At 57.4% G+C, this 12799-nt stretch carries 11 protein-coding genes; 5 read left to right on the top strand and 6 right to left on the bottom strand.

The annotated features are described in order from the left end of the window. Positions 1-27: 27 nt before the first annotated feature. From mnmE to rpmH, 5 genes are all read right to left on the bottom strand, one after another. Positions 28-1398, bottom strand: a complete 1371-nt coding sequence (gene mnmE, locus NTD80_RS26155; protein ID WP_262135464.1) for a tRNA uridine-5-carboxymethylaminomethyl(34) synthesis GTPase MnmE — start codon at positions 1396-1398, stop codon at positions 28-30. Between the two features lie 79 nt (positions 1399-1477). Next, complete coding sequence (yidC, locus tag NTD80_RS26150) at positions 1478-3160, bottom strand: membrane protein insertase YidC (RefSeq protein ID WP_065902690.1); 1683 nt, start codon at positions 3158-3160, stop codon at positions 1478-1480. A 2-nt stretch (positions 3161-3162) separates the two neighbouring features. Beyond that, positions 3163-3408, bottom strand: a complete 246-nt coding sequence (gene yidD, locus NTD80_RS26145; RefSeq protein ID WP_010207715.1) for a membrane protein insertion efficiency factor YidD — start codon at positions 3406-3408, stop codon at positions 3163-3165. Further along, positions 3401-3808, bottom strand: coding sequence for a ribonuclease P protein component (gene rnpA, locus NTD80_RS26140; RefSeq protein WP_019816913.1), 408 nt, complete (start codon positions 3806-3808; stop codon positions 3401-3403). Before rnpA ends, yidD begins: the two co-directional genes overlap by 8 nt. A gap of 13 nt (positions 3809-3821) precedes the next feature. Next, positions 3822-3956 carry a 50S ribosomal protein L34 gene (rpmH, locus tag NTD80_RS26135; RefSeq protein WP_003213577.1) on the bottom strand — a complete coding sequence of 45 codons (135 nt, stop codon included), beginning with the start codon at positions 3954-3956 and terminating at the stop codon, positions 3822-3824. A 585-nt stretch (positions 3957-4541) separates the two neighbouring features. On the opposite strand from rpmH, the gene dnaA reads away from it, so the two are divergent. Genes dnaA through gyrB form a run of 4 tightly spaced genes read left to right on the top strand, consistent with a single transcriptional unit; the run spans position 4542 to position 10747 of the window. Beyond that, entirely contained in the window at positions 4542-6059 is a 1518-nt protein-coding gene (gene dnaA / locus NTD80_RS26130; RefSeq protein WP_262135463.1) for a chromosomal replication initiator protein DnaA, read from the top strand. Between the two features lie 38 nt (positions 6060-6097). Next, complete coding sequence (dnaN, locus tag NTD80_RS26125; RefSeq protein ID WP_053258802.1) at positions 6098-7201, top strand: DNA polymerase III subunit beta; 1104 nt, start codon at positions 6098-6100, stop codon at positions 7199-7201. Positions 7202-7221: 20 nt separating this feature from the next. Next, positions 7222-8325 (top strand): DNA replication/repair protein RecF, encoded by a 1104-nt coding sequence (gene recF / locus NTD80_RS26120; protein ID WP_065902696.1) that lies wholly within the window; start codon positions 7222-7224, stop codon positions 8323-8325. Between the two features lie 4 nt (positions 8326-8329). Then, positions 8330-10747, top strand: a complete 2418-nt coding sequence (gyrB, locus tag NTD80_RS26115) for a DNA topoisomerase (ATP-hydrolyzing) subunit B (RefSeq protein WP_065902697.1) — start codon at positions 8330-8332, stop codon at positions 10745-10747. A gap of 94 nt (positions 10748-10841) precedes the next feature. Here gyrB and NTD80_RS26110 read toward each other — a convergent pair whose 3' ends face one another. Continuing rightward, on the bottom strand, positions 10842-11567 hold the full coding sequence (locus tag NTD80_RS26110) for a response regulator transcription factor (protein ID WP_106805570.1): 726 nt from the start codon (positions 11565-11567) through the stop codon (positions 10842-10844). Positions 11568-11860: 293 nt separating this feature from the next. Here NTD80_RS26110 and NTD80_RS26105 point away from each other — a divergent pair, with 293 nt between their 5' ends. Further along, entirely contained in the window at positions 11861-12796 is a 936-nt protein-coding gene (locus tag NTD80_RS26105) for a FecR domain-containing protein (protein ID WP_262135461.1), read from the top strand. The last annotated feature ends 3 nt before the right edge of the window (positions 12797-12799 follow it).

Here is a 12799-nt window from a genome sequence, read left to right as displayed (position 1 = left end):
CGCCGGCAAGGGTTGTGGATAACCTGGTTATTTGCCGATGCAGAAGCTGGAAAAGATCCGTCCCAACAAATCATCGGAGCTGAATGCACCGGTGATTTCCCCCAGCAGCTGCTGCGCCTGGCGTAAATCCTCAGCCAGCAGCTCCCCCGCCCCCGCCAAGGTCAGTTGCGCTCGACCATGCTCCAGCGCCGCGCTGGCGTGGCGCAGTGCCTCCAGGTGCCTGCGGCGCGCACTGAAGCTGCTTTCCGATGTCTGCTCGAAGCCCATGCATGCCTTGAGATGCTCACGCAGCAATTCCAGGCCTTCGCCTGCCGACTTGGCGCTCAGGCTGATGGTGACGTGTCCATCCTCGCTGGTTTCCAGGGCGATGGCTTCGCCCGTCAGGTCGGCCTTGTTGCGGATCAAGGTGACTTTGGCCGGGTCCGGCCGTTGCTCGAGGAATTCCGGCCACAGTGCAAAAGGATCCACAGCCTCCGGTGCCGTGGCATCCACCACCAGCAGCACGCGGTCAGCTTCGCCGATTGCCTTGAGGGCGCGTTCGACGCCGATCTTTTCCACCTGGTCTTCAGTGTCGCGCAGGCCGGCGGTGTCGACCACATGCAACGGCATGCCGTCGATGTGGATATGTTCGCGCAGGATGTCACGGGTGGTGCCGGCAATCTCGGTGACAATCGCGGCTTCGCGACCTGCCAGGGCGTTGAGCAGGCTGGATTTGCCCGCATTCGGCCGGCCGGCAATCACCACGGTCATGCCGTCACGCAACAACGCGCCCTGCCCGGCCTCATGCAGTACTGTGGATAACTCATCACGGACCTTATCCAGCATTGCCAGGACATGGCCATCGGCAAGAAAGTCGATTTCCTCTTCCGGAAAATCTATCGCAGCCTCCACGTAAATGCGCAGGCTGATCAATTGCTCGGTCAAATTATGCACACGCAGGGAAAAAGCCCCCTGCAACGAGCGCAATGCATTGCGTGCCGCCTGTGCAGAACTGGCTTCGATCAAGTCCGCAATGGCTTCAGCCTGGGCCAGGTCGAGCTTGTCGTTAAGGAAGGCGCGCTCGCTGAATTCGCCCGGGCGAGCCAGGCGGCAACCCAATTGCAGGCAGCGCTGCAGCAACATATCCAGCACTACCGGGCCGCCGTGGCCCTGCAGTTCCAGGACGTCTTCACCGGTGAATGAATTCGGGCCCGGAAAATAAAGCGCCAGGCCCTCGTCCAACACACTGTTGTCAGCGTCCAGGAACGGCCCGTAATGGGCATACCGCGGCTTCAACTCGCGACCGCTGATTGCCTGTGCTGCCCTGCCGGCAAGCGGCCCGGAAATACGAACGATACCGACACCGCCGCGACCTTGAGCGGTAGCGACAGCAGCGATGGTTTCACGAGGAGCGCTCATCAGCAGGTTCCAGAACAAAAGTGACAGAAAGCAAAACGCCCCACTAGGGGGCGTCTTGAGTGGTTATCCACAGAGTAAATTACGCCGCAGCTTTTTTGGTAGCCGCTTCGATTTTACGTGTGATGTACCACTGTTGAGAGATCGACAACACGTTGTTGACCACCCAGTACAGCACCAGACCAGCAGGGAACCACAGGAAGAAGAAGGTGAAGATGATTGGCATCATTTTCATTACCTTGGCCTGCATCGGATCCGGCGGAGTCGGGTTCAGACGCTGCTGGATAAACATGGTCGCGCCCATGATGATCGGCAGGATAAAGAACGGGTCTTTGATCGACAAGTCAGTTATCCACAGCATGAACGGCGCCTGGCGCATTTCCACGCTTTCCAGGAGTACCCAGTACAACGACAGGAACACCGGCATCTGCACCAGAATCGGCAAGCATCCACCCAGCGGGTTGATCTTCTCTTTCTTGTACAGCTCCATCATGGCCTGCGACATTTTCTGCCGGTCATCACCATGTTGCTCTTTCAGCGCGGCCAGTTTCGGTGCAACGGCACGCATACGCGCCATCGACTTGTAGCTGGCGGCCGACAGCGGGAAGAAAATCCCTTTGATCAGCATGGTCAGGAAGATGATCGAGAAGCCCCAGTTACCCACAATGCTGTGGATATGTTGCAGCAACCAGAAAATCGGCTGGGCAATGAACCAGAGGAAGCCGTAATCCACAGTCAACTCAAGACCTGGGGACAACTCTTTCAGCACGGCCTGGCTTTTCGGACCGGCGTACAGGGTAGCGCTGGTCTCGGCCTTGGCACCTGGAGCGACGGTCAACGCCGGGCCAGTGAAGCCAATGATGTAGTTACCCTGGCTGTCCTTGCGGGTTTGAACCAGGTTCGCGTCACCCTTGTTCGGGATCCAGGCGGTCACGAAGTAGTGTTGCAGCCAGGCAACCCAGCCACCTTGGACGGTTTCTTTCAGCGAGCCCTTGTCGATATCTTTCATCGACACTTTTTTGTACGGCTCGTTACTTGTCCACAGGGCAGCGCCCAGGTAAGTCGCGGTGCCAGTGGCGGTGCTGGAAGAAGGATCGGAACTGGCGTCACGCTTGAGCTGGGCAAACAGGTTGCCGCTCCATGGCTTGTCGCTTTCGTTGTCGATCAGGTAAGTGACCTTCAAGTCGTACAAACCACGGGTGAAGCTGAAACGCTTGATGTAATTGACGCCGTCGAGGCTGAATTTCAGGTCGACGTTCAACTGGTTCTGGCCGTCAGCCAGTTGATAAGTCTTTTGCTCGGTCGAATAAACCGGACGGCCGGTAGCACGTGCATCCGGACCGTTGGTGCCGGTCAGGCCACTTTGCGCCAGATAAGTCCGTTCACCACCGTTATCGAACAGTTGGAACGGGACATCCGGATGGTCCTGGCGACGTGGATACAGCGGCAGTTTCAACTGCGCGATATCACCACCTTGGGGGTCGATAGCCAGGTCGAGCACATCCGTTTTCACGTGGATGAGGTCTTTATTGGTGACCACTGGCGTTTCTAAAGGGGCGCTTGTCTCGCCATTCGCGCTGGGAACATCGGCACTCGCGGACGCATTGTTACCCAGCGGGGTGTCCGGAATAGCCGGCGCAGCCTGATTGGTAGCAACATTCTGAGTCGGCAGGGCAGCCTGGCCGTAGTCCTGGTTCCACTTAAGAACCATGACGTAGGACACGATTGCCAGGGCGACGATCAGGATCGTGCGTTTAATATCCATGATTACTCGGCCATCGAAGAAGAACGGGAGGTAGGGATAGGTGGAACCGGGTCATAACCACCGGGATTCCACGGATGACAGCGACCTAAACGACGAAAGGTCAGCCAGCCACCGCGCAGAAGACCATGATTTTCTATGGCCTCTAACGCGTAGCAGGAACAACTGGGGTAGAAACGACAGTGGCTGGCCATCAGAGGACTAATGGCATAGCGATAAAACTGGATCGGAACGAGGGCCAGTTTACGCATCAAGGCTGTCTACCCCTACAGTTTCGGTGCTGACTGCTGGTGCTGGCTTGTGGGTACGCGCCAAACGTTTCCAGAGCTTGCCGAAATGCTGAATCAATTCGGGGCTTTCTACATCACCCAAGCCTTTGCGCGCGACGATAACAATATCCCAACCAACCAGAGTGTCCTGGTGGAGGCGAAACGATTCGCGCATCAGACGCTTGAGGCGATTGCGCTCAACGGAGAGCTTTACGCTCTTCTTGCCGATCACCAACCCGAGACGGGGATGATCAAGATCGTTGTTACGCGCAAGGAGCAGGAGATTTTTCCCCGGAACCTTGCCGGTGGGGGAGTCAAAGACTGCCTTGAAGTGCCGGGGGGTTAGCAGACGCTTTTCCCGACTGAAGTCCTGACTCACCACCAGTACCGGATTATCAAACTGCCAGACGCGCACGACCTTTGGCGCGGCGACGCGACAGGACAGCACGGCCGTTCTTGGTAGCCATGCGAGCACGGAAGCCGTGGGTACGGGCGCGTTTGATGGTGCTTGGTTGGAAAGTACGTTTCATGGCGTTGTTACCTGGTTCGTCCACAACGGGCCGGAATGGCCCCCGTTTTAAGAGACCGGCGATTCTAGAGAAAGCAAGCCTCTAGGTCAATTTCCAACCAGCTTTTCCTTTAATTAGATCTTTACCGGCCATCCGCCGTTTCCCATGAGCTCGGCTTTCACGAGCCATGCCATAGATATAAAAATAAAGAAGGAAGTTATTTAAAGCTTTTCTGTAAAGCTTATAAAAGCTAGGCAGGCGATCCTCTGTGGATAAGTACCTTGAGGCCATGTACTGCCTGCTGTACAGAGAATGACAACTACGGGGGAAAACGGTGCTCTGCCTGTGCTGCACTGTCGGATAAGCTGTGTGTGGAATAGGTTGTTATCCACAGGCCAGTTACCCACAGACTTTCGACCCCACTTGTACAACGAGCTTAGGTAGGCTTATCCACAGAGCTTATGCACAGACCATTGGTCGCCTTTTTCTCACTTAACGCGTTGATTTTGGGCGCCCTGTGCGCAACCTACATGTGGATAAGTGGACGGCTGGCCGCTACAATGGCGGCTGTTTTTGCCTCACCGGCTTTCAACTTAGGGGATATCCGTGTCAGTGGAACTTTGGCAGCAGTGCGTGGAGCTTTTGCGCGAAGAGCTGCCTGCCCAGCAATTCAACACCTGGATCCGTCCGCTACAGGTCGAAGCCGAAGGCGACGAGTTGCGTGTCTATGCGCCTAACCGTTTTGTCCTCGACTGGGTCAACGAGAAATACCTGAGCCGCGTTCTCGAATTGCTCGATGAACATGGCAATGGTCTCGCGCCGGTGCTCTCCTTATTAATAGGCAGCAAACGCAGTTCAGTCCCGCGTGCTGCGCCGAACGCGCCGTTGGCGGCTGCGGCATCGCAGGTTCAGGCGGCGACCTTACCGGTCAACAACACGCCAGCTCCTGCGCCGACACCTTCGAAATCCGCCGCGCAAAAAAATGCGCCCGAACACGAAGAACCGTCCCGCGACAGTTTTGACCCGATGGCAGGCGCCAGCTCCCAGCAGGCGCCGGTCCGCGCCGAACAGCGCACCGTACAGGTCGAAGGCGCGCTCAAGCACACCAGCTACCTGAACCGCACCTTTACCTTCGAGAACTTCGTCGAAGGTAAATCCAACCAGCTGGCCCGCGCGGCCGCCTGGCAAGTCGCCGATAACCCCAAGCACGGCTACAACCCGCTGTTCCTTTATGGCGGCGTCGGTTTGGGTAAGACCCACTTGATGCACGCTGTGGGTAACCACCTATTAAAGAAGAACCCGAATGCCAAGGTCGTGTACCTGCACTCGGAGCGCTTCGTGGCTGACATGGTCAAGGCCTTGCAGCTCAATGCCATCAACGAGTTCAAGCGGTTCTACCGTTCGGTTGATGCTTTGCTGATCGATGACATTCAATTCTTCGCGCGCAAAGAACGTTCCCAGGAAGAGTTTTTCCACACCTTCAACGCCCTGCTCGAAGGCGGCCAACAGGTCATCCTGACCAGTGACCGTTATCCGAAGGAAATCGAAGGCCTGGAAGAACGCCTGAAATCACGTTTCGGCTGGGGCCTGACCGTTGCGGTCGAGCCACCGGAGCTGGAAACTCGCGTTGCGATTCTGATGAAAAAGGCCGACCAGGCGAAGGTCGACCTGCCGCATGATGCTGCTTTCTTTATTGCCCAACGCATTCGTTCCAACGTGCGTGAGCTGGAAGGCGCGCTCAAGCGGGTCATTGCGCACTCGCACTTCATGGGCCGCGACATCACCATCGAGTTGATTCGTGAATCCCTGAAAGACTTGCTGGCCCTGCAAGACAAGCTGGTGAGTGTGGATAACATCCAGCGCACCGTGGCCGAGTACTACAAGATCAAGATCTCCGACCTGCTGTCCAAGCGCCGTTCGCGTTCGGTGGCACGTCCCCGTCAGGTGGCCATGGCCCTCTCCAAGGAGTTGACCAACCACAGCCTGCCGGAAATCGGTGATGTGTTTGGTGGTCGCGACCACACAACGGTCTTGCACGCATGCCGCAAGATCAATGAACTTAAGGAATCCGACGCGGATATTCGCGAGGACTACAAGAACCTGCTGCGTACACTGACAACTTGATGACACCAGCGCAGCTTATTAAGGCAAGGGACTAGACCATGCATTTCACCATTCAACGCGAAGCCCTGTTGAAACCCCTGCAACTGGTCGCAGGCGTCGTCGAGCGCCGACAGACCTTGCCGGTGCTCTCCAACGTATTGCTGGTGGTCGAAGGCCAGCAATTGTCCTTGACCGGTACCGACCTGGAAGTCGAGCTGGTGGGTCGTGTGCAGCTGGAAGAACCCGCCGAGCCTGGCGAGATCACCGTACCGGCGCGCAAGCTGATGGACATCTGCAAAAGCCTGCCTAACGACGCGCTGATCGACATCAAGGTTGATGAGCAGAAGTTGGTGGTCAAGGCCGGTCGCAGCCGCTTTACCCTGTCCACTTTGCCAGCCAATGATTTCCCGACCGTGGAAGAAGGCCCGGGCTCGCTGACGTGCAGCCTGGAGCAAAGCAAACTGCGTCGTTTGATCGAGCGCACCAGCTTCGCCATGGCGCAGCAGGACGTGCGTTACTACCTCAACGGCATGCTGCTGGAAGTCTCCGAAGGCATCATCCGCGCCGTAGCCACCGACGGTCACCGCCTGGCCATGTGCTCGATGAAAGCCGACATTGGCCAGCCCGATCGCCACCAGGTTATCGTGCCGCGCAAAGGTATCCTCGAGCTGGCGCGTTTGCTCACAGAGCCGGATGGCAACGTCAGTATCGTCCTGGGTCAGCACCACATCCGTGCGACCACCGGCGAGTTCACCTTCACCTCCAAGTTGGTTGACGGCAAGTTCCCGGATTACGAGCGTGTACTGCCTAAGGGCGGCGACAAGTTGGTGATCGGTGATCGTCAGGCCCTGCGCGAAGCGTTCAGCCGTACCGCGATTCTGTCCAACGAAAAGTACCGTGGCATCCGCCTGCAACTGGCCAATGGTCAGCTGAAGATCCAGGCCAACAACCCGGAGCAGGAAGAAGCGGAAGAAGAAGTGGGCGTCGACTACAACGGCGGCTCGCTGGAAATCGGCTTCAACGTGAGCTATCTGCTCGACGTGCTGGGTGTGATGACGACCGAACAGGTTCGCCTGATCCTGTCCGACTCCAATAGCAGCGCCCTGGTGCAGGAATCCGACAACGACGACTCGGCTTACGTTGTCATGCCGATGCGCCTGTAATCATGCTCAGCAGAAGCTAGATGTCCCTCAGTCGCGTCTCGGTCACCGCGGTGCGCAATCTGCACCCGGTGACCTTCTCCCCCTCCCCCCGCATCAATATTCTCCACGGCGCCAATGGCAGTGGCAAAACCAGCGTGCTGGAAGCCATTCACCTATTGGGTCTCGCCCGTTCATTTCGCAGTGCGCGCCTGTTACCGGTTATTCAGTACGAGCAACTGGCGTGCACGGTATTTGGCCAAGTCGAACTGGCGGAAGGTGGGCATAGCAGCCTGGGGATATCGCGTGATCGCGGTGGGGAGTTCCAGATTCGCATCGACGGGCAAAATGCCCGCAGCGCTGCGCAGTTGGCGGAAATCCTGCCACTGCAACTGATCAATCCCGACAGCTTTCGGCTGCTGGAAGGTGCACCGAAAATCCGCAGGCAATTCCTCGATTGGGGAGTGTTCCACGTGGAACCGCGTTTCATGGCCACTTGGCAGCGCCTGCAGAAGGCCCTGCGGCAGCGGAACTCGTGGCTGCGGCATGGTACACTTGACGCCGCTTCGCAAGCGGCCTGGGACCGGGAACTGTGCCTGGCCAGCGACGAAATAGATGAATACCGCCGCGCCTATATCAAAGCCTTGAAACCAGTCTTTGAGCAGACCTTGAGCGAGTTGCTAGATCTCGAGGGGCTGACGCTGAGTTATTACCGTGGTTGGGACAAAGAGCGCGACCTGAGTGCCGTGCTCGCCACGTCTTTGCAGCGGGATCAGCAAATGGGTCATACCCAGGCCGGACCTCAACGGGCTGATTTGCGTCTTAGATTGGGCGCACACAATGCCGCGGACATCTTGTCCCGGGGTCAGCAGAAGTTGGTGGTGTGTGCACTGCGGATTGCCCAAGGCCACTTGGTTAGCCAAGCCCGCCGCGGTCAGTGTATTTATCTGGTGGATGACTTGCCGTCCGAACTCGACGAGCAGCACCGCCGCGCGTTATGCCGCTTGTTGGAAGAATTACGCTGCCAGGTGTTCATCACCTGTGTAGACCACGAATTATTGAGGGAAGGCTGGCACACGGATACGCCAGTCGCTTTGTTCCACGTGGAACAAGGCCGTATCACCCAGACCCACGACCATCGGGAGTGAAGGCATGAGCGAAGAAAACACGTACGACTCGACCAGCATTAAAGTGCTGAAAGGTTTGGATGCCGTACGCAAACGTCCCGGTATGTACATTGGCGACACTGATGACGGTAGCGGTCTGCACCACATGGTGTTCGAGGTGGTCGACAACTCCATCGACGAAGCTTTGGCCGGTCACTGCGACGACATCAGCATCATCATCCATCCGGATGAGTCGATTACCGTGCGCGACAACGGTCGCGGTATTCCGGTAGACGTGCACAAAGAAGAAGGCGTTTCGGCAGCAGAGGTCATCATGACCGTGCTCCACGCCGGCGGTAAGTTCGACGACAACTCCTATAAAGTATCCGGTGGTTTGCACGGTGTGGGCGTGTCGGTGGTGAACGCACTGTCCGAAGAGCTGATCCTGACCGTTCGCCGCAGTGGCAAGATCTGGGAACAGACCTATGTCCACGGTGTACCGAAAGAGCCGATGAAGATCGTTGGCGACAGCGAATCGACCGGTACTCAGATCCACTTCAAGCCATCGGCTGAAACCTTCAAGAACATCCACTTCAGCTGGGACATCCTGGCCAAGCGGATTCGTGAATTGTCCTTCCTCAACTCCGGTGTAGGTATCGTCCTCAAGGACGAGCGCAGCGGCAAGGAAGAGCTGTTCAAGTACGAAGGCGGCTTGCGTGCGTTTGTTGAATACCTGAACACCAACAAGACTGCGGTCAACCAGGTGTTCCATTTCAACATCCAGCGCGAAGACGGCATCGGCGTGGAAATCGCCCTGCAGTGGAACGACAGCTTCAACGAGAACCTGTTGTGCTTCACCAACAACATTCCTCAGCGCGACGGTGGTACTCACCTGGTGGGTTTCCGTTCCGCACTGACGCGTAACCTGAACACCTACATCGAAGCCGAAGGCTTGGCCAAGAAGCACAAAGTTGCCACGACCGGTGACGATGCGCGCGAAGGCCTGACCGCGATTATTTCGGTGAAAGTGCCGGATCCAAAGTTCAGCTCCCAGACCAAAGACAAGCTGGTGTCTTCCGAAGTGAAGACCGCCGTCGAACAGGAAATGGGCAAGTACTTCTCGGACTTCCTGTTGGAAAACCCGAACGAAGCCAAGCTGGTTGTCGGCAAGATGATCGACGCGGCTCGTGCCCGTGAAGCGGCGCGTAAAGCTCGCGAGATGACCCGCCGTAAAGGCGCGCTGGATATCGCCGGCCTGCCAGGCAAGCTGGCTGACTGCCAGGAGAAGGACCCTGCCCTCTCCGAGCTGTACCTGGTGGAAGGTGACTCCGCTGGCGGTTCCGCCAAGCAGGGTCGTAACCGTCGCACCCAGGCGATCCTGCCGTTGAAGGGCAAGATCCTCAACGTCGAGAAGGCGCGCTTCGACAAAATGATTTCCTCTCAGGAAGTCGGCACGTTGATCACAGCGTTGGGCTGCGGTATCGGCCGTGACGAGTACAACATCGACAAGCTGCGCTACCACAACATCATCATCATGACCGATGCTGACGTCGACGGTTCGCACATCCGTACCCTGCTGCTGACGTTCTTCTTCCGTCAGTTGCCGGAGCTGATCGAGCGCGGCTACATCTACATCGCTCAGCCGCCGTTGTACAAAGTGAAAAAGGGCAAGCAAGAGCAATACATCAAAGACGACGACGCCATGGAAGAGTACATGACGCAGTCGGCCCTGGAAGATGCCAGCCTGCACTTGAACGACGAAGCCCCGGGCATTTCCGGTGAGGCGCTGGAGCGCCTGGTTAACGACTTCCGTATGGTGATGAAGACTCTGAAGCGTCTGTCGCGCCTGTATCCGCAAGAATTGACCGAGCACTTCATCTACCTGCCATCCGTAAGCCTGGAGCAGTTGGGTGACCACGCTCACATGCAGGATTGGCTGGCCCAGTACGAAGTGCGCCTGCGCACAGTGGAGAAATCTGGCCTGGTGTACAAAGCCAGTCTGCGCGAAGACCGTGAACGTAATGTCTGGCTGCCAGAGGTCGAACTGATCTCCCACGGCCTATCGAACTACGTCACCTTCAACCGCGACTTCTTCGGCAGCAATGATTACAAGACCGTGGTAACCCTGGGTGCGCAACTCAGCACCCTGCTGGACGACGGCGCTTATATCCAGCGTGGCGAACGCAAGAAGCAGGTCAAGGAATTCAAGGAAGCCCTTGACTGGCTGATGGCTGAAAGCACCAAGCGTCACACCATCCAGCGATACAAAGGTCTGGGCGAAATGAACCCGGATCAGCTGTGGGAAACCACCATGGACCCGGCTCAGCGTCGCATGCTGCGCGTGACCATCGAAGACGCCATTGGCGCAGACCAGATCTTCAACACCCTGATGGGTGATGCGGTCGAACCTCGCCGTGACTTCATCGAAAGCAACGCATTGGCGGTGTCCAACCTGGACTTCTGATCAGGCAAGACCGCTAAAAACAAAAAGGCCAACGCTCAGCGTTGGCCTTTTTTATTGGGCATTTTTTAAATGCTCCACGTGGAACATCGCCATTTTAGTTGGGCGATGGCGCCGTTGCGACACTCTCCAGCCGATACCCATACCCGTAGATCGTCAACAGTTGCCAACCCCGATCCGCCGTCAGCCCAAGCTTGTTACGCAGCCGGTAGATATGCGTATCCAGTGGGCGAGACGAGACCATTTCTTCATGAGTCCAGAAGCGCTCATAGAGGTACTCACGGGACAGCGGTCGGGCCAAGTTGGCGAACAGGCAACTGGCCAGGCGGTATTCACGCTCGGTCAGGTTGATCGGTTTGCCGGCTCGGGTCACTGTCAGTTCGGCATCGTCAAAGGTCAGGTCGTTGAAGCTTTGCACCTCTTGGGTCGCCGACTTCTGCAGGCCGTGGCGACGCAATACTGCAGAGACACGGGCTTTCAGTTCGTTAGGACGAAAGGGTTTGCTGACATAGTCGTCGGCGCCGCTGTTGAGTGCCGTGACGATATCGCTCTCGGCATCGCGGCTGGTGAGCATGATGACGGCGGGCGGCGATTCCATGTGTTCGCGGGTCCAGCGCAGCAAGGCGATGCCAGTGATATCGGGCAGTTGCCAGTCGAGTATCAGCAGGTCAAAGGTTTCCCGGCGCAGTTGGCGTAGCAGGTCTTCACCACGCTCGAAGCAATGCAGGGACCAAGGCTGCTCCGCGGTGCCGGGTATCTGTCGCAGTGTCTGTTCCACCCGCCGCAACTCGGCAGGTTCGTCATCCAGTATTGCGACACGCATGTCGAGGGTCCTTTGTACTTAATATAGGGCAGCCGACTGCCAAAGAATAACGGCACATACTGCGCAGTTGCCGGCCATTGAATCTGAATAATTGTGGTCAGATCCGACGACCCCTTGGATCTCTCGGTACGCTGATATCAAAGGGCCGTAACCCCCTGAAAGTCCTGGGTACCTCTGTGGGAAAGATACCGGCTCCCGAGGGTAAGTAAAAGGATCAGCCGACACATGCGCTGCCGTAAATGCCCGCGTGCCGATGTCAGACGTCCTCTGGAACCTGGACATTGATGAGAACCATGACGCTTTCCCCCCATTCAATACTTCGCGCCCTTCCCTCACTGTTGATCCTGGCGGTAGGGGTTGCGGGTGCATCGGCCAAAGCGCGGCCGGCCTATATCGATGACCATACCCTGTGCCGTGCGCAGCCGTTGCCGGCTGTTGTCCAGCACCTGACCGGGGAAGCCTGGAAGCTCGATGTACACGGCAATGTGACGCCTTTGCAGGAGGGCATGACCATTGATGAGCAAGAGGGGGTGAGAACATCCGCTGCGGCATTTGTCAGCCTGTTGCTCGGCGACGGTTCTCGGGTGGTGCTGCCGTCCAGTTCCCAGGTGCGTCTGCACCTCGACGAGAAGCAGTTGATCCCCCAAGTGATACTCGAACAAGGCCAGGCCGAAGCGTATGTGATCAAGCGGGCCACCGATTATGATCGCTTCCAGATCGTCACGCCGGTGGGCGTGCTGGGGGTACGTGGCACACATTTTCGAGTGCGCGACGATGGTGAGCAATCGGTGCTCGAAGTACTCGACGGCCACGTCGCGGTCAACCGTGACATCAAGGCTGGCCCGTCTGACAGCGAAGTCAAAGTCGGCGCGCGACAAGGGCTGCTGTTCAAGAAACAAGGCGAGCTTGAGCCGTTAGCGTTGCTGCCCGCGCCGAAACTCATTGGCCAGGATGGGCAGAAAGGCGACGCGCCAGTCTGGCGTCTATACCTGCGGCCATTGGCGGGCGCGCAACGTTATCGCGCCCAGGTGGCGACTGATAAAGCCTTCATGAACATCAAGCAGGAAAACTTCTCCAGTGAGCCGAAAATGAGCTTCACTGGGCTCAAGGCGTCGTTTTATCACGTGCGTTTGTCGGCGTATGACGCCCACGGACTGGAAGGAGAAACCGGGGTCTATGACATTTTCTACTACCCGCCCGCCGTACAGGCGCAGGCTACCGGTGGCTGACCG

This window comes from Pseudomonas sp. 13B_2.1_Bac1, assembly GCF_025466155.1.
In the GTDB taxonomy this organism is placed as follows: Bacteria; Pseudomonadota; Gammaproteobacteria; order Pseudomonadales; family Pseudomonadaceae; genus Aquipseudomonas; species Aquipseudomonas aylmerensis.
This window is presented reverse-complemented; position numbering and strand designations above follow the sequence as displayed.